Below are 16807 nucleotides of genomic sequence, written 5' to 3' on the forward strand. Positions count from 1 at the left end.
GAGTCGCGAAGGGCGAGGCTGATCGTACGGGTCAGTCCCCCGAGGAAGCCGAGACGGTCCATCTCTTCCCAGGGAAGCGGAGCCGACTCCGGCGCCCGCGTTCTCCATTCCCAGCCCTGGCCGCCGCCCGCGTCGGGATAGGAGTCGAGAACCGGCGGCCGGCTGGTCTGCCCAGCGTCCTGCTCTGTCCCGCTCTGTCCGGGCCGGTGCCCATACGGGACCCAGGGTTCCTTGGTCCCCGGCGGAGTCGATGGTTGCGGAGTCCCGGGCGAGGCCAAGGGCTGCGGGGTCCCTGTCGGCGACCAGGAGCGGAAGAACTGCAGCTCCCCCGCCGGCTTCCAGACCCCCGAGGTCAGCACGTCGCTCAGGACCGGAGTGTCGGCCCCGATGCGCCCCTCCTGGATCTCACGGATGAACTCGGAGTAGGAGAGCTGCCTCTCCTCGCCATCGCCGCGCACGCGGATCATCCAACCCTCCCGACCGGGTTCGACGCGCCCAAGAAGCTCGCGACCGCCATCCACTCGTCCCGATGGACGCCCAGCTCGCGGCGGCCGGCTCTCATCTGCCCGCCGGCGCCTTCAGGCGCGCCCCCAGGCGCGCCGCCAGTCCCGGAATGCCGGTCCCGCTATGCTATGCTGCTGCCCGGGAGGCCGCAAGGAAGGGACGATGACCTTTCAAGAGACCCTGTCCGTGAGGAGCGCGCGCCGGCGGGAGCTGCTCGACATGACCGAGCAAGTCCGCGCGATCGTCCGCAAGAGCGGCATCCGAACCGGCTGGTGCCACGTCTTCGTGACCGGCTCGACGGCCGCGATCCTGATCAACGAGAACGACGATCCCCAGCTTCTCGACGACTTCATCGACTGCATGGACCGGCTCGTCCCCGAGGGGCGCTGGCGCCATGATCGGATCGACGACAACGGCGCCGCCCACATCAAGTCGGCCGTTGTTGGCCCCGGAGAGATCGTCCCGGTCCGCGATGGGGACCTCCTCCTCGGGCGCTGGCAGAACATCTTCCTCTGCGAGTTCGATGGCCCGCGGCCCTCGAGGCAGATCGCGATCACGATCGTCGGGGACTGAACCGCCGTGTCCCTGCGCTGGACCCGCGAGCTGATCCGCCTCCTCGAGGAGTGCGAGGTGACTCCCTATCGCTCCTCGGGGCCGGGCGGGCAGAAGAAGAACAAGACCGAGTCCTCGGTTCGCGTGAGACACATCCCAACCGGCATCGTGAGGATCGCCACGGAGAGCCGCAGCCAGTCGGCCAACAGGCTCCGCGCGATTGCGCGGATCCAGGAGGAGCTTGCCCGGCGGGCGCGCAAGCCGAAGCCCCGCAAGCCCACGAAACCGAGCGCCGCGTCCCATGAGGAACGGCTCGAGGGCAAGCGCGTGAGGGGGCGCACCAAGGCCCTCCGCAGGCAGATCGCCGACGATTGATCCCCTCTTGCGCGGCACCCAAACCCGCGCTATGAGTCCTGCATGCGTCGCGGATCCACCGACTTCTACCTAAACCTCGATCGCTGGGAAGATCTCTCGACCATCGAGAGACAGCGCGGTGCTTGGGAAGCGCGGCTCTCGGCTCTCGCCACGCGCGTCGAGCCGATGCGCCGCGAGGCGACTTTTCAGGCGGGATGGTCTCTCTTCTTCCCGGGCAAGGCGCCCGACTCGAAGGCGAAGGATCGAGTTCTGGGGCCGACTCCGCCCGAGGGGAAGAACCCCGCTTACGTCAAGGCCTGGAGATATTGCCGCGCGGTCCAGTTCGTCGACGGATGGCACCAGCGATTCGCATGGAACGCCGTCGGAGCCGACCAGCTCCTGCGCCTCTTGACCGACCCGAGAGAGGCGATCGCCTCCGCTCTCGTCGCATCCTTCCTTGCCGTCCATGTCGAGGCGATGGAGAGAACCCGGGGCCTGGGGGGGATCCCAATCCTTGATCTGTCGGCATATTTAGGTGTCGGTGATCGGACAGATAGCCTCGAAGGCACGCAAACACAACTATATCTCCTCGGTTTGCGCACCCTGCTCCTCCAGAGAGGATATCAACAGATCCTGGTCTCCCCCATCGAGCCACCCTGGCTGGGGCGAGCGCGGGAGCTGGCCCTCCGGACCAAGGCGAGCCCGCCGGCGGCTTCGCCGGAAGGAACGGAGGCGCTGCTCGGGATCTGGCTGGACGATCTGGCTTCTCTTCTTCTCTCGGTGGGAAAAGAGGCCGAAGAGGCCTGGTCCCGCGCGCAGTCCCTTGCCCCTCGATCGGGACTTCAGGAAGCGATTCTCACCCTTGCCCTGCAGCATGGACGCGTCTCGGCCGGAGAGATCATCCGCGCGACCTCCGCGAATCGGAACACGGTGAAGGACAACCTCGCCCGCCTGGTCCAGGAGGGCATCCTCCGCAAGCAGGGACAGAAGCGCGGGACGATCTATACTCCTGTTTGAGAGGAAGATTGGACTGGAGCCTCAAGAAGAACTCGAACGCAGCTCCCCCGGAAGGTCCGCTCGTTGTGGTCATCCTGGACGGGATCGGCGTGGGGCGCGGGGATGAGGGAGACGCCGTCGCTCGCGCCAGGACCCCGATCCTCGATGGCCTTCGCTCCCGCTTCCCCTACCGGACCCTGCGAGCGCACGGCGTCGCCGTCGGCCTTCCGGACGACACGAACATGGGAAACTCGGAGGTGGGTCACAACGCGATCGGCGCGGGGCGGATCGTCGATCAGGGGGCGAAGCTCGTCAACATCGCCCTCGAGACCGGCTCCTTCTTCGGGGGCGAGACCTGGCTGCGGATCTCGCGCGGATGTCTCTCGCGGTGCGCGCCGCTCCACCTGATCGGGCTCCTCTCGGACGGCAACGTCCATTCTCACATCAGCCACCTCTTCTCGATGATCCGCGAGGCGGCCCGCGCGGGGATCCGCGAGGTCTACGTCCACCCGCTCCTCGATGGCCGCGACGTCGGCGGGCGAACGGCCCTCCTCTATGTCGACCCCCTCGAATCGCTGCTGGCCGAGTTCGACGGCGTGGAGGGCCGGCGCTTCAGGATCGCCTCCGGGGGCGGACGGATGGTCACCACGATGGACCGCTACGAGGCCGACTGGAGCATCGTCGAGCGCGGATGGAATGCCCACGTCCACGGCCGGGCGCGGTCCTTCCGCTCCGCCCGCGAAGCGATCGAGACCTACCGCGACGAGACCCCGGGGCTGATCGACCAGTTCATCCCCCCCTTCGTGATCGCGGACGAGAGGGGAGCCCCGGTCGCGCCGATCCGGGACGGAGCGGGAGTCGTCTTCTTCAACTTCCGGGGAGATCGCGCGATCGAGATCAGTCGGGCCTTCGAGGACGAGGCGTTTCCCCACTTCGACCGAGGCGCGCCCCCCAAGGTCGACTACGCCGGGATGATGCAGTACGACGGCGACTACCTGATCCCCAAGAGCTTCCTGGTCGCGCCCCCGAAGATCGACCGGACCCTGGGCGAGTACATGGCGCGGAACGCGGTCACGCAGCTCGCTTGCAGCGAGACGCAGAAGTACGGGCACGTGACCTACTTCTGGAACGGTAACCGAGGGGGGAAATTCGACGAATCGACCGAAACCTACATCGAGATCGAGTCGGACAGGATCCCCTTCGAGCAGCGGCCGGAGATGAAGGCGGAGGAGATCACGAATGCCGTGATCGCCGAGCTGCGGACCGGCCGCCATCGCTTCGCAAGGGTCAACTACGCCAACGGGGACATGGTGGGCCATTCCGGCGTCCTCGAGGCGACGATCCTCGCCGTGGAAATCGTCGATCGATGCCTGGGAAGGCTGCTCGAGGCGGTCGCCTCGATGCGCGGCGTCGCCATCGTCACCGCCGACCACGGGAACGCGGACCAGATGTACGAGATCGACGAGAAGGGGGGCTTCGTCATCGACCGTGACACGGGGAACCCGAAGCCGCGAACCAGCCACAGCTTGAACCCTGTCCCGTTCCACCTCTTCGATCCGACCGGACCGGAGCGATGGCGCCTTCGAGACGACCTGCCCGAGGCCGGGCTCGCGAACATCGCGGCGACGGCCCTGCAGATCCTCGGCTATGAGGCTCCGGAGGGGTACGAGCTGGGGCTGCTGGCCTGAGGCCGATCGCCCCCCTACTCCCCCCGCATCATCCCTTCCGCCTCGGGGCGCGGGCGGTTCGTCTTCGTATCCCAGTAGGGGGACAGGCGGCGGAGGCTCGCGACGATCCCGGGGAAGACCCCGACGACATGGTCGATGTCGCTCTCGCTTGTGTATCGGCTCAGACTGAAGCGGATCGATCCATGCACGGCCGTGAAGGGGACGCGCATCGCGCGCAGGACGTGGGACGGTTCGAGCGAGCCCGAGGTGCAGGCCGATCCGGACGACGCGCAGATGCCGTGGTCGTTCAGCTGATAGAGCATCCCCTCCCCTTCGATGAAGTGGACCGAGAGGTTCAGGGTGTTGGGCAGCCTGGCGGCGCCGGCGCCGTTGACCTCGACGCAGGGGATTCTCTGGAGTAGCTCCGCCTCGAGCTTGTCCCGAAGCCTCTGGATCCTTCGCTCCGCGGCGTCATGGTCCTCCCGCGCAAGCTCCAGAGCCCTCGCCATGCCGACGATGTAGGGGACGTTCTCCGTTCCTCCGCGGCGGCCCGACTCCTGATGCCCTCCCAGGAGGAAGGGCCTGCAGGGCGTCCCGCGGCGAAGGTAGAGGACGCCGACCCCCTTCGGCGCATGGAGCTTGTGCCCCGAGAAGGCCAGCATGTCCACATGCGGCAGGCCGACGGCCAGATCGAGCGGGATCTTGCCCGCCGTCTGCGTGGCGTCGGTGAAGAAGAGGATGGAGGGATCGGTCTCCTTCGTCACGCGCGACAGCTCGTCGATCGGAAAGAGGACGCCCGTCTCGTTGTTGGCGTGCATGACCGCGACCAGGAGCGTGCCGACGCTGAGCGCTCGAACGAACTGCGCCACATCGAGACTTCCGGAGCGATCGACGTCCAGGAAGGTCACCTCGTATCCGTGCCGGGCCATGTCCTTGCAGACCTCGAGCACGGCGGGATGCTCCACCGCGGTCGTTATGATGTGGCGCCTCTCGGGATTCGCTCGCGCCGCCCCCGCGATCGCCGCGTTGGCGCTCTCCGTCGCGCAGGACGTGAAGACGATTTCATCGACCGGCACGCCTCCGAGAGAGCCGGCGATGACCTTGCGCGCTCCGGCGACGGCCTCCGCCGCCGGCCGCGCCCTCTCGTAGACCGAGCTGGGATTGAAGTACTCCGAGGTGAGGAACGGCCTCATCGCCTCGAAGACCTCCGGGGCGATGGCGGTCGTCGCGTTGTTATCGAGGTAGACTGTTTCTTTCATGAAGAACCCTCGCGCCTCGGGTCATGTCAGAAAGGGCGAGCCCCCGCGCCGTGAGGCCCGATCGGCCCCGGCGGATTCCCGAAGCCCCGCGCCGCGAACGCGAACATAGCGGGGCGAAGGGAACCGTCGGGGCCCCGGAACGTCCCGGCCCGAGGAGTCCGTCACTCGAGCCCCGATGGTCTACGCCGTGATCACGCGGATCCGCTCGTCGACCATCTCCTTCAAGGTCTTCTCGACCATGAGCTTCATCGTCTGGCCCGCGCCCGGGCAGCCGGCGCAGGCGCCCGCCAGCCTCACGTAGACCAGCCTCTCCTTGATGTCGAGCAGCTCGATGTCCCCCCCGTCGTGCCGCAGGAGGGGACGGACATACTCGTCGAGCGCTTTCTCCACCTTCTTCGAGAACTGAAACGGGGAGAGGTCCCCGACGGGAACGGCTTCGCCACGCGACGGAGGCGTCTCAGAGGCCGGCTTGTAGGTCGAGGGCTTGCGGCCCCATGTCTCGTCCAGCAGATCCTGCAGACCCCCGGGGATGTGGTGGCAGGACATGCAGGCGCCGCCAGCCTTGATCGCGCCGGTGATCTCCGCGATCGTGTGGAGGTTCAGCTCCTTGATCTTGCGCCTGATGTAGGGCTCGGTCAGGTTGAAGCACTTGCAGACAATGCGGCCTTCGTTGTCCTCTCCCTTGTGAAGATCGATGCCGAGCTTCTCGAGATCGACCCCTCTCTTCTGCGCCCAGTTGAACACGGCCGCTTCGAGCGCTTCCGCTCCCATCACGGAGCAGTGGATCTTCTGTTCGGGCAGCCCTTCCAGGAAGTCCACGATGTCCTGGTTTCTGATGCCGAGCGCCTGGATGGGCGTGTAGCGTCCCTGCTCGATCAGGCTGCAGAGCGCCTCCGAGCTTGCGATCGCCGAGGTGCATCCGAATGTCAGGTAGCGCGCCTCGACGATGATGTCCCGCAACGGATCGCTCGCGTGCTTCTCGACCCGGAAAGTGAATCGTAGCGCGTCCCCGCAGGCGATCGATCCGTGTTCCCCGAAACCGTCCGGATCCTCGATCTCCCCCATATGCGTCCCCGGCGCCCCGTGAACGGCCGCCAGGAAGATCTGCTTAGTCTTCTCGCTGTAGTCCCAGCCCATTGCATCCCCTCCAGCGCCCACGGGATCCCATCTCCGCGCGGGCCCGCCCCATCAAGCGACTATAGCAGATCCGATCTTCCTCGCCCGCCACAGAACCTGCCCGTTCAGCACGCTCCCAAGCCAGGGCAACGGGCTGTGGATCTGCCGCTCGATTCGGAAGGACCCCGCGATCGCCCTGCGCAGCCTCCGGTGGTCGAATCCCTTGTGGGGCAGGAGAGCCAGAGTCGGATCGCGGGCAACGGGGAGTCCAAGGGTCGTCCGCAGCACTTCTCCCAATGTACAACTCCTATCCTTTCCCGTCAGGATCATCGCCGCGGCGTACTTGCACAATGCCGAGAACCCGACCTCGAGCGGCACGCTCACGACGAGAATCCCGTCGGGGGCGAGGAGCCTTTGGAGGTCACGGAGCGCCGATTCGAGGACTTCCGGTTGAAGGTGCTCCAGAACTTCGAGGCAAGCGATCCGGTCGAAATGCGCGGGCGGCAGATCGGAAGTCGATGAGACGAGGTTGAAGGAGAGATCCGCGAGATCGCGCTGAAGCTGCTGGCGAAGGAAGTCGAGCGGCTCGAACGCGGTCAAGGCGGCATCCCTGGGGAAGGGCGCGAGGATCCGGATCAAGTGCCCGTCGCCGGCGCCATAGTCCAGGAAGCGGGAGCCCTCCTCGATGGAGAGGAGTTCCCGGGCGATCTCGAACCGCCGGCCGTGGGAGAACCTGAACAGCCGCCTTCGATGGCGATGCGTCGCGCCGGCATAGTCGAACGGTTGGTCGCTCATGTCGATCCTGTCCTTGCGGAGTCGATCGCGCCCCTGGCCGCGCGGACTACGATGTGAAGGGCCGCGACGGCGAGACAGGCCGAAATCAAGAGCGCTCCGGCCTTGCCGTAGCCCACGCTCCCGCCCATGGCCCTGAAGGCGAAGACGCTCGAGAGCGCGATCGAGGCTCCGATGGAGGCGGCCGCGACGGCCCGGACCCGCCGTCCTTCGATCGCTCCGACCTCCCGCGCGATCGCCATTTGGCAGAACGGCAGGAAGGCGAAGTAGTGCGGCCAGGATGTCCCGACGACGAACGGCAGCATCAGGAATCCGCCCGCGATCGACAGGGCGACATCACGCCCCGAGGAACTCCGCCTCATGGTCCAGATGAGGAAGGCGTTCCCGCCGGCGATCGCGAGCCCGATCCCTTCCAGGACATGACGCCACGCGGAGGACTTCGCCACCCCCAGGAATCGCTCCGCCACGTGCGCGAAGTAGTGGGAGTTCGGATCCGACATGATCCACCCTCGGGCGTGCTCCACCGAGTCGAGCGACCGGCGCTGGAAGTCCAGCCATCCCGCCGGGCCGATCGCCGCCCACGGTATGACGACCAAGAACATCGTGACGGCGGCGGCGAAGGCGATCGCGACGCGCCACTTCCCTCGCAGAAGGAAGGGGAGGAGCAGGAGCGCGGCGTAGTACTTGATGGCGGCCGCGAACCCAAGGAGAATGCCGGCCCATATCGGGTGCCCTTCCTCGTGCAGATGATAGGCGGCCAGGGCGCAGAGCATCAGGATGACGCCGAACTGCCCCCACTTGAAGTTGTGCAGGAGAGGGAAGGAGGTCAGGAAGAGGAGGGTCCATCCAATCGCCGCCCCCGGCCTCAAGCGCAGCAGTCGGCGGAGCGGGAGCATGAAGAACGCCGCGGTCGTGACGACCTGCGCGATTCCCCAGGCCAAGCTCCCCGCATTGCGAGAAAGCGCTCCGAACGGGATCAGCAGGAGGGCCGCGAAGGCCGAGTAGTAGTACCCGCCTAACGGCTTCTTGAGAGAGAGGATCTTCTTGCCCATGGAGTAGAAGACCCGATGGAAGTCGCAGAAGAGCAGGTCGCAGTGGTCGATATCGAGGACGAAGGCGCGGACGCTTCGCCACGAGGCGAGATAGTAGGCCGCGACGACGAGGATCGAGAGGACGAGGAGCCCCGCGAAGACGGCCCGCTCGCTCGGCTCTCTTGAAGCCTGGTCCCTCACGTCGGGGGACTCTACTAGCGGACCCGGCATCTGTCCATGTCACCGGAGATCGCCGGCGCCGGCGCCGGAAGGCGCTTGCGTGACCACCATCGCCGTCGGGATTTCGTAACGCATTGACTGCGCATGAGTTGAGCGACCCCATCACCTGCCGCAGATGGGCCGGCGCAGCCGATCCCCGCGCGCTTCCGGGGGTGGTTCGCCAGCCTGCGGAAGTATAGACTCGGGCCTGGCGAGGATCAACTCGATCACTGGCTGAAGGGCTGGAGCCGGTGCCTCAGCGAGATCAACTTCCTGCGAACCGGGTATCGAACCGACGGGCTGCTGGATGTCCATATGCTGACGGACGAGGACATCGCCTGTCGTACGAGCTTCGCCGTGAAGATCGACGCCGCGACCGACGCGGCGAGACCGCTCGCGATGAAGCATCCCTCGACGGAAGAGAATCGTTAGGCGTCCGGATCCGGGCGCGGGTCCGACTTCGCGGGACTCCTTACAGCAGAATCCGCGTCGCCCTCTCCGGTTTCTCCGGGTGGAAGCGGACCAGCGCCAGTTCGGGCCCATCGTGGGCCGCCGAGTAGAGGGAAGTGCGGCCCAGGCGGTCCCGCCACGCCCCCGTCAGACGGGCCGATTCGTGAACATGCCCGTGAAGGGTGATCAGCGGCTGGCGGCCCTCGATGAATCGGCCGACGGCGATGCTCCCCACGTGCACGTCGAGAGGGACCTCATCGAACTTCATGCCGTCGAGGGCGGCCCGGTCTAGCCGCGTCTTGTAGGGCGGCGTGTGGAAGAGGAAGATCGCCTTCGACAGATCGTCGTCGCCCGCGAGCGCATCGAGGTCCTTCTGGATCGTCGAGTAGCGGGTAGTTTCGGGCTCCTCCGCCACGCTCCTCCATCCCTCCTCCGGCGACACGCCCCCGGGGCCGACATAGCGGCTCACGTCGTACCGCTCCCAGTCCTTCAATGTGAAGGGGGTCGGAGGGACGTAGGAGTACCCGTAGACCGCGTAGTCGCCGAAAGGAACCCGCTTGAAGTGCGCGTAGACCCAGAGGCCGGCTGTGGCCGCCTCCAGGATCTCGGCCTCCTCCGATCGCGGATCGTCGTTGCCGAGGATCACGAAGATCTGCGGAAACACCCCGCCCAGCTCATCTCGAAGGGCGCCGAACTTGGGCACGAGGAAGTCCGCCGTGAAGTCCTGGTGAGCGGCGCCGGCGCGCAGGGCCTTCATCAGCCCCGCCGAGAAGAGATCTCCTCCGAGGAAGACGGCCGCGGGATGCTCTCGCCGGATGGCCGCGAGGAGCTTCTCATAGCGGTCCTCGCGGCCGTGCAGATCCGAGCAGAAGTAGCAAAGAGACAAGCGCTGGATCCCGAGCCTCGGCCTACATCGTCCCGCGAAGCATGACGGCGAGCTGCTGCGACTGCTTCTGGTTGTACTCGAAGGCGAGCCGCCTGTAGTTCACGAGATCGATGATCGTCCCGATCCAGCAGATGCCCCAGGTGAAGAGATAGAGAAGCCCCATCCCGACCTGGTTCAGCACGAACCGCTGGATGCCGGCCAGACCGATGAAGCCCAGCAGCGTGACCAGGAGGATCGTCTGCGGGTCCTTCCGGCGACTCCGGTAGGCGTTGGAGAACTGGGCCGCCTGGTCCTCGGTCATGTTCTTGATCACCCCGGCGACGAAGACCATCTCGTCGCCTTCCAGTTCCGGCAGATACTGCATGACATTCGCCATCTTCATGCTCCTTTGGATCGAAGACTGCTGAACCGTCCCGACAGCGGCGCCGCCGACAGGCTTGCGATGCGCCATCCGAGGATAAGTACGGCCGGGAAGCCGAGCGGGTTGCTGGACCATGCCGCCCCGAGATTCCCATGCAGGATGTGGTGGATCGCTGCCCCGAGCCCGCACCCCGGGCATGCCCCCAGGCCCAGGCGACGGAAGAGACAGAGGTCGGCCCCGCGGGGGGACTCCGGGCCGACGAAGTACAGGACGATGAATCCCGCGAGCCAGAGGATCGCCTCGAGCGGTGGAAGGCCGGCGAGGAGCCGGGCTCCCCTTGCGGCCATGGCCTGGGGCGGGCACTCTTCAGTCGTCAAGGCCAGGCGCTCTCCTCTCGAGGGCCTCGTCCCCCGGCGGCCAGTCCGGGGGTGGCGCCAACCTGGATGAGGATAGAGAAGAGAGCCCAAGCCGGAAAGCCTCAATGGGACGGGCGATCTTCCGCCCCAGTCTCAGGATCCACCCGTCCCCCGGCCGCATGGAGCGGCCTGGGTCTCCGCTTCAGCCTCGTTTGACACCCAGGAAGACATGAGCGAACCCGGACTCCATCTCGCTGTGCTCGAACAGAAGGGATCGCGCCTCGAACCCGGCCGCCGCGATCAGCCTGAGCCAATCTCTGACCTGCCCCCGATCATCGGTCCACTTCCTATGTTAGTCCCAAGCTCGGTTCCACACCTGACAGCAAGCTCCTGATGGGCCTCGGTTCAGTCGCCTCCGGAGCCGGTGGACGGTACCCCAAGGAGCTATGCGGCCGGATCCGATTGTACTCCTGCCGCCAACGCTCCACCAGGACTTGCGCTTCCTTCAACGTGTAGAAGAGCTCCCGATTCAACAACTCGTCCCGAAGCTTCCCGTTGAAACTCTCGTTGTAGCCGTTCTCCCATGGACTCCCCGGCTCGATGAACAACGTCTGCACCCCGACCTTCTCCAACCAGTCCCGGACGGCAATCGCCGTGAATTCTGGGCCGTTGTCGCTGCGAATGTAGGCCGGCACTCCTCTCAGTACGAAGAGCTCGGCCAGTACATCAAGAACATCTGGGGAGCTCAGCCGTCGCTGCACCTCGATCGCTAAACACTCCCTCGTGAACTCGTCGATCACCGTCAGCAGCCGAATCCGTCGTCCATCGTGCGTCTGGTCCCAGACGAAGTCATAGCTCCAGACGTGATCTCGGTACTCCGGCCTCTTGCGCACGCAGGACCCATCGGCAAGCCACAGCCGCCCCCGCTTCGGCTGCTTCTGCGGGACTTTCAGACCTTCCTGCCTCCAGATCCTCTGCACCCGCTTGGCATTGACCTTCCTCCCCTCTTCCCGCAGCAACCCCGTGATCCTCCGATACCCGTACCGCCCAAACTCTCCCGCAAGCTCGATGATCCTCTGGACCAGGATCCCCTCGGCCGGCGACGGCCGCCTTGGCTCTCTCTGCGTGGAACGATGCTGCATCAACACCCGACAGGCCCGACGCCCCGACACCTCCAATGTGCGGCAAACGCGTTCGACTACTTCTCGCCGACGCGCCGGGCTCAAGAGTTTCCCCGGGCGGCCTCCCGGAGAATCGACATGTCCAGGGCCTGCTCTGCCACGAGCCGACGAAGCCGGGTGTTCTCCTTCTCCAACTCCCGCAACCGCTTCGCCTGTTCGATCTTCAGACCCCCGTATTCTTTCCGCCACCGGTAGTACGTCTGCTCGGTGATCTCGAGCCTGCGGCAGACCAGGCCAACGGCTTCGCCCTTGGCGAGGGCGACCTCGGCCTCCCTCAGCTTCCCCATGATCTGCTCAGTGGAATGGCGCTTCTTCTTCATCGATCCCCCTTTCCAATCCAGCCGGAATCCTAACATCCCAACTGGACCGGTTTCAGGGGGTCAGGTCACCCCCGGGAGAACTGGGGCGATTGAGATGCAGGATTCGGGTCATCTTGAGCTGGACCCTGCCCGCCTGATCTCGGTGGCCGGGAGGGGCGGGATTGCGTAGGTAGCAAGCCTGGACATACGCCCGCTCAACCGCAAACCGCCGAAGGTCGCCTGGGCAGCAACCTCACCCATGCGTCACGGTGATTGCATGCAAGCCCGGGCGGATGGAGTTCGCAGAAGCATGCCCCCTCACCCCCCGGAAGTCGACGCCTGCGCACGGCGCGGTTCTGGTACAGTACGAGGAGTGATCCGTCGGTCGTTGCTTCGGGAAGTCTCTCTTATCCCTAAGCCCGGTTTATCCCAGTTCATTTGACGACGCACAACAGCCCGTCGGTTGCTTTCCGCTGGGTCTTGGCATAACACGGGAGAGTGACGAATTCCTTTCGCCTCCCCACCCCCCCGTCGAAGGATCGTCTCTCTCAGAAAGTGGAGATACTATCTGGCAAGAACGATCTTGTTAGATGCAATCGTCCGGCCGTCGACCTTCGCTTCATAGAAGTAAGCTCCGCTCCCTACCTGTCGGCCCTCACGGTCCGTGCCGTCCCATATAAGCGAATGACGGCCAGCTGTTGTCTCCTGCTGCGCAATCGTTCTAACAACGCGTCCCGCTACGTCGACGATGATCATCTCTATCGTGCCGGGAGACGTCAGACTGAAATCAACCTTCACAGAGTCTTGGGCAGGATTGGGCCTGGCCGGAAAACTCATCGCGGATGTAGTAACTTCAGAACTCGGTGCGGCGACTGGTGCCCCGAGAAACTTGATGACCAGGATCTTGGTCTGGTACGCAAGCGGGATCAACACCTCTGGAGTTGAATCACCGTCAATGTCTTGAACAGACATCCCGACCATGTCGCCACCCTGTGTAATGTTGTAGCTAAATTCTAGATTGCCCGTCGACAACTCGTAAATCTCAACGCACGACGGATAGCCGTAGCGTGCGCCTACAATCTCCATGCGTCCGTCGCAGTCGAGGTCTCCAATGCAGGAAGGTGGAATCGCGTAGCCGACGCGGTCAACATTGACAACCGCGATCATCTGGTAATCTGCAAGAGCACTTCCCGAAACTGCTACGAGAGTAAGCAGAGCGAGAACACCGAATCTGAGCTTCATGATAGTACCTCCCATTCTCGCGCATAGGTCGTAATGCGCGGGTGTCGAATGAACATTGAATACAATGAACGTGGAGCATTGCGATGGAGGAGAAGGACAGCAAGGTAAGGGGGCTCGGGAGTGCGGAGCACGCAGACGAGAGGGCAGCGCGATGCGGAAACGGCGTAGGCGCGCGCCCCCGGGGGATGCAGAAGTCCCCCGATTTCGCCGATGCTGCGTAACAGCTTGATCCTTGAACCGCCCCGGGGGCTCCGGAAAACTCAGTGTGTGACTCCGATCAGTTCTGCTGGAGTCTGCTGACAGTTCGGCGACCTTCATCTGGATCCGCACCAGCATCATCGACGATCACCCACATTCATCAGAAGCCCGAACTCGTATCTGGTTCGCGCGGCTCAGTGCAGCCGAATGCTGGCCGGTCGTCCATCAGTTTCGCGGGCAGCACTTCGGCAGGCACTTCGTAGGGCGCTCTCTCCGGCGTCCTGTCGTCCGGGGAGCGTTCACCGCCCCCGCGAGTTCGAAGACCGTGCAGCCTGGGGTCCGGTCGTACCTAGAGCGTCCACCACTTCGGCGGAGAGGATGGGGAGAGCGAGAGTTTGGGGTCCATCGAGGCAGCGCGCGGTGCGCCCACCCGAAATGGAGAATGAACAGAGAACTCGCGTCGATAGTTCACCCTCGCAACACGGGCCCGTTTCTGCGGATACGAGACGCCCTGATGGCTCTCATCACCGGGGCCAACACCCCCCGTGACCTTCGGCACTCTCTCACTCAGCCAATGACAAATACGACCCGGGTGAGAGCGTGCAACCCCACCTGTAGGGGACGCCGTAGCCTGGGTCGACGACGTTGGTAGAGTCGTCCTCCTCGTCGGTACAGCGAAGGAGACAATCGGAAAGGACCCGGATCGAACTCAGCTGCCACTTGGAATCAACGCGCTTGAGATGGAAGACTACCTCACCACCACCCTGGGCCTTCGACGCGATCGAGTCAGATTGGACGACGAACCAGTCCCAACTGAAAGTCGAATGACCGCTCCGCTCCAACCACATGCCGAACCCGGCGAATTCCTCCGGACTGTCTTGAGGAAAGACCGACGCTCCAACTCGAAACTCCTGCCAGACTCCAAGCCAGACCCTGTAGAACGCGCCCATGACCTCGACGTGGAGACTCTCCGGGGGATAGTCAGCGTCCCCCGACGCAAGCATCGTACCAAAGAAACCATCAGTGAGCTCCCAGGACAGGTGCGATGGAGAACCCGATCCGCCCGCGGTGGTCCCGCCGGCCTGGTTCGAGACATCCGACCAATTTGGCACCTCGTCCGCGGCCTTCAGCTGGAAGTAATACGTGGTGTTCGAGGAAAGCCCGGTCACCCTGAAACTCTCCGGCTGCCCCGCCTCATTCGGTGGTGGCTCCCCTGCGGCCTGCGTCAAGTCATCCCATGGGGTCACCGGGCTGGGGGCGTATCGTACATCGTATTGCGATGCAGTCCCCACATCTCCGTCATCTCCAGGTGCAGTCCATGTCAGCAACAAGCTGGAACTCGTGGGAGAGCTGGCTGTTAGGTCTGTCACCGCGGCAGGAGGGATGAAATCCGGGAGAGGAAAGCTTGGCGTCCCGCTCGGCATGTTCGAGGCATCCGACCAGTTAGGGACCTCATCCGCGGTCCTCAGGCGGAAGTAGTAGGTTGTCCCTGACGTGAGGCCGGCTACCGCGAAGGTCTCTGATCCTCCTGCAGGCTTCGGGGCCGGTTCTCCAGTTGCCTGTGTCATCTCATCCCACGACGCCCCTGAGCTTGTGGAGTATCGCACATCGTATCCCGCAGCCGTCCCATCGTTCCCATCGTCCCCCGGGGAGGTCCAGCGGAGGGTCACGGAACTTGCTGTTACCGCACCAACTCGAAGATCCTGGACGGCAGCCGGAGGTGTCGTATCGTCATCCTTGCGGCCGGAGAATGTTCCCGAGTAGTCTGGATCCATTTCACAAACCCAAGTCCCTGAGATCGAGCCGTCTGTGGTGATGGCCCCGGAGAACACCCCTCCGCACACCGAGACCCCACCCTCTGCGAAGTTGGCATCACCACTGCTTCGCACATCGCCCCACACTGTATACATATAGCCGTCATCTGCGTGGACGACGCCGGATAGCGTTCCCTCTGAGTCAACCGTAATCGTCCAAGATCCTGTATCACCACCATCGTACCTGCCGGAATAGGACCCGGAGAAGATCCCGAGCAAAGTCCACCGAAGATGCGCCTGAGCATCACTTGCCGCGACGAGATGTCGCTGACCGGCCGCCGTGAGGGCGGTAAGCTCTGCTACCGTCGTGGTAACATTCGGGTCGGATCCGAAAGCTCCCGGGGCCTGGTTGAAGTTGACGGACTTCCCCGACGCCGCCATTCGGACGTCGTTCGTAATCGTTATTCCACCATCTGGGTCGGCATCATCATCGAGCGTCAGCAAGAAGCGACAGATGTTGGTGACCGTCTGATTGTTTTCGTCTCTCGCCCAAGAGACGAGATCGACTGGTGTCATGACCGACTTCCCGTTCCCCTCACCAAGAACGATACTGCCGACGCTGAAGCGAGCAGAGGATCCGGCGATGTACTTGAATCCCCCGTCGGCCGTGGTGACTCCGCTCAAAGAGCCGCTCTCGTAGCTCAATCCCTCGACTGGACTATCGAGGAACCTGCCTGCGGCCTGGACCTCGGGTTCGACGCCCTTCTTGTCATCATCCCCACATACTGTGAGGACTAGCAAGCACGCCACAGCCAGGAGTGCCGTCAGGTCGCTACGTCGCGGCGATTTCATGGAGGTTCCTCCTCTGTCTTAGTGTGGATCGCAATAACAGAAGCCGCCACCAGCCCCCGGGAGAGGTCAATAACACCGGACGTTGGAGCTTGAGCAATGGATGGAGCCGCCCGCCTGACTTGTCCCGTCAGGTCTGTAGCCCTTCTGGCGGATTGCAGTCTAGCCGACGAGCTGGAGGAAAGCAACAAGCAGCAGAATCGGGGACGCCGGGCCCGGGGGGTGCGTTCACCGAGAGCAAGCAGTTCGTACTGCGATCAGAGCGGGGTCCGGTCGTACCTAGAGCGTCCACCACTTCGGCGGAGAGAATCGAGGAGGAGAGAGTTTGGGGTCTGTTGGGGCGCGTCTCGACGACACCCATGGGGACGGAGAATGAGCAGAGAACTCTCCCCGCGTGATTCACCCTCGCAAGACACTCGCGTTCTTGCGGATATGCGGTGCATCGGCAGCGTGCTCCGTCGGAGCGTGCGTTCACCACATCGTCACGTTTGGTTCCTAGCTGTATACGCCCGCCTCCCCAAACCAACTACGAACCCTCACCCTCCGCTGGACGCTCCCCTTCTCGCCTCCACCGGCAAACGTCCGCCGCCCTCTCCGTATCGCCGGATCGGCGTCTAAGGCAGCGTCAATAAATTAGGTTTACGAAACGTCGTTCCCGTACTACTGTCATGGGATGGGAGACGTGGACGCCCTGCGGGAGAAGGTAGCCGCGCTGTGGCCCCATCTGGACGAGCGGGCGCG

15 protein-coding genes are annotated in these 16807 nt (G+C 64.3%); 4 read left to right on the plus strand and 11 right to left on the minus strand.

Annotated features, from left to right (window positions below; all coding sequences use genetic code 11):
* Positions 1–467: hypothetical protein (locus FJY88_06345; GenBank protein MBM3286956.1), on the minus strand; the 467-nt coding region annotated here is incomplete at its 3' end.
* A gap of 199 nt (positions 468–666) precedes the next feature.
* On the opposite strand from FJY88_06345, the gene FJY88_06350 reads away from it, so the two are divergent.
* Genes FJY88_06350 through FJY88_06365 form a run of 4 tightly spaced genes read left to right on the plus strand, consistent with a single transcriptional unit; the run spans position 667 to position 4094 of the window.
* The gene (locus FJY88_06350; GenBank protein MBM3286957.1) at positions 667–1077 is read left to right on the plus strand and encodes a YjbQ family protein; all 411 of its coding nucleotides are present in this window, start codon (positions 667–669) and stop codon (positions 1075–1077) included.
* 6 nt (positions 1078–1083) lie between these two features.
* Positions 1084–1431, plus strand: a complete 348-nt coding sequence (locus FJY88_06355; GenBank protein ID MBM3286958.1) for a peptide chain release factor-like protein — start codon at positions 1084–1086, stop codon at positions 1429–1431.
* Between the two features lie 42 nt (positions 1432–1473).
* Positions 1474–2427, plus strand: coding sequence for a hypothetical protein (locus FJY88_06360; protein ID MBM3286959.1), 954 nt, complete (start codon positions 1474–1476; stop codon positions 2425–2427).
* Positions 2424–4094, plus strand: coding sequence for a 2,3-bisphosphoglycerate-independent phosphoglycerate mutase (locus FJY88_06365; GenBank protein MBM3286960.1), 1671 nt, complete (start codon positions 2424–2426; stop codon positions 4092–4094). The genes FJY88_06360 and FJY88_06365 overlap by 4 nt, the downstream gene beginning before the upstream one ends.
* Before the next feature lie 14 nt (positions 4095–4108).
* Here the strand turns inward: FJY88_06365 and FJY88_06370 are convergent, their stop codons facing one another.
* The 10 genes from FJY88_06370 to FJY88_06415 all read right to left on the minus strand — a co-directional run bounded on the left by FJY88_06370 (position 4109) and on the right by FJY88_06415 (position 16069).
* Complete coding sequence (locus FJY88_06370; protein ID MBM3286961.1) at positions 4109–5332, minus strand: aminotransferase class V-fold PLP-dependent enzyme; 1224 nt, start codon at positions 5330–5332, stop codon at positions 4109–4111.
* Between the two features lie 180 nt (positions 5333–5512).
* Positions 5513–6469, minus strand: a complete 957-nt coding sequence (locus FJY88_06375) for a hypothetical protein (protein ID MBM3286962.1) — start codon at positions 6467–6469, stop codon at positions 5513–5515.
* 51 nt (positions 6470–6520) lie between these two features.
* On the minus strand, positions 6521–7243 hold the full coding sequence (locus FJY88_06380) for a class I SAM-dependent methyltransferase (protein ID MBM3286963.1): 723 nt from the start codon (positions 7241–7243) through the stop codon (positions 6521–6523).
* Entirely contained in the window at positions 7240–8502 is a 1263-nt protein-coding gene (locus FJY88_06385) for a DUF2029 domain-containing protein (protein ID MBM3286964.1), read from the minus strand. Before FJY88_06385 ends, FJY88_06380 begins: the two co-directional genes overlap by 4 nt.
* 460 nt (positions 8503–8962) lie before the next feature.
* On the minus strand, positions 8963–9826 hold the full coding sequence (locus FJY88_06390) for a hypothetical protein (protein ID MBM3286965.1): 864 nt from the start codon (positions 9824–9826) through the stop codon (positions 8963–8965).
* A 22-nt stretch (positions 9827–9848) separates the two neighbouring features.
* The gene (locus FJY88_06395; protein ID MBM3286966.1) at positions 9849–10202 is read right to left on the minus strand and encodes a TM2 domain-containing protein; all 354 of its coding nucleotides are present in this window, start codon (positions 10200–10202) and stop codon (positions 9849–9851) included.
* A 2-nt stretch (positions 10203–10204) separates the two neighbouring features.
* Positions 10205–10564 carry a DUF2752 domain-containing protein gene (locus FJY88_06400; GenBank protein ID MBM3286967.1) on the minus strand — a complete coding sequence of 120 codons (360 nt, stop codon included), beginning with the start codon at positions 10562–10564 and terminating at the stop codon, positions 10205–10207.
* A gap of 326 nt (positions 10565–10890) precedes the next feature.
* Positions 10891–12044, minus strand: a protein-coding gene (locus FJY88_06405) for an IS3 family transposase (protein MBM3286968.1) whose coding sequence is annotated in 2 segments (ribosomal slippage) — positions 10891–11780 and positions 11780–12044 — 1155 coding nt in all. Because the reading frame shifts where the segments join, the coding sequence is not laid out codon by codon here.
* 543 nt (positions 12045–12587) lie between these two features.
* A complete protein-coding gene (locus FJY88_06410) occupies positions 12588–13604 on the minus strand; it encodes a T9SS type A sorting domain-containing protein (protein ID MBM3286969.1) in 1017 nt (338 codons plus the stop codon).
* 422 nt (positions 13605–14026) lie between these two features.
* Positions 14027–16069, minus strand: a complete 2043-nt coding sequence (locus tag FJY88_06415; protein MBM3286970.1) for a hypothetical protein — start codon at positions 16067–16069, stop codon at positions 14027–14029.
* Positions 16070–16807: the final 738 nt, after the last annotated feature.

The organism is Candidatus Eisenbacteria bacterium (genome assembly GCA_016867495.1).
Taxonomy (GTDB): Bacteria; Eisenbacteria; RBG-16-71-46; order CAIMUX01; family VGJL01; genus VGJL01.

Coding starts and splice junctions, on each gene's coding strand:
- FJY88_06415 (MBM3286970.1), bottom strand. CDS start 16,069: ATGAAATCGCCGCGACGTAGCGACCTGACGGCACTCCTGGCTGTGGCG.
- FJY88_06375 (MBM3286962.1), bottom strand. CDS start 6,469: ATGGGCTGGGACTACAGCGAGAAGACTAAGCAGATCTTCCTGGCGGCC.
- FJY88_06385 (MBM3286964.1), bottom strand. CDS start 8,502: ATGCCGGGTCCGCTAGTAGAGTCCCCCGACGTGAGGGACCAGGCTTCA.
- FJY88_06370 (MBM3286961.1), bottom strand. CDS start 5,332: ATGAAAGAAACAGTCTACCTCGATAACAACGCGACGACCGCCATCGCC.
- FJY88_06395 (MBM3286966.1), bottom strand. CDS start 10,202: ATGGCGAATGTCATGCAGTATCTGCCGGAACTGGAAGGCGACGAGATG.
- FJY88_06410 (MBM3286969.1), bottom strand. CDS start 13,604: ATGATGCTGGTGCGGATCCAGATGAAGGTCGCCGAACTGTCAGCAGAC.
- FJY88_06360 (MBM3286959.1), top strand. CDS start 1,474: ATGCGTCGCGGATCCACCGACTTCTACCTAAACCTCGATCGCTGGGAA.
- FJY88_06350 (MBM3286957.1), top strand. CDS start 667: ATGACCTTTCAAGAGACCCTGTCCGTGAGGAGCGCGCGCCGGCGGGAG.
- FJY88_06380 (MBM3286963.1), bottom strand. CDS start 7,243: ATGAGCGACCAACCGTTCGACTATGCCGGCGCGACGCATCGCCATCGA.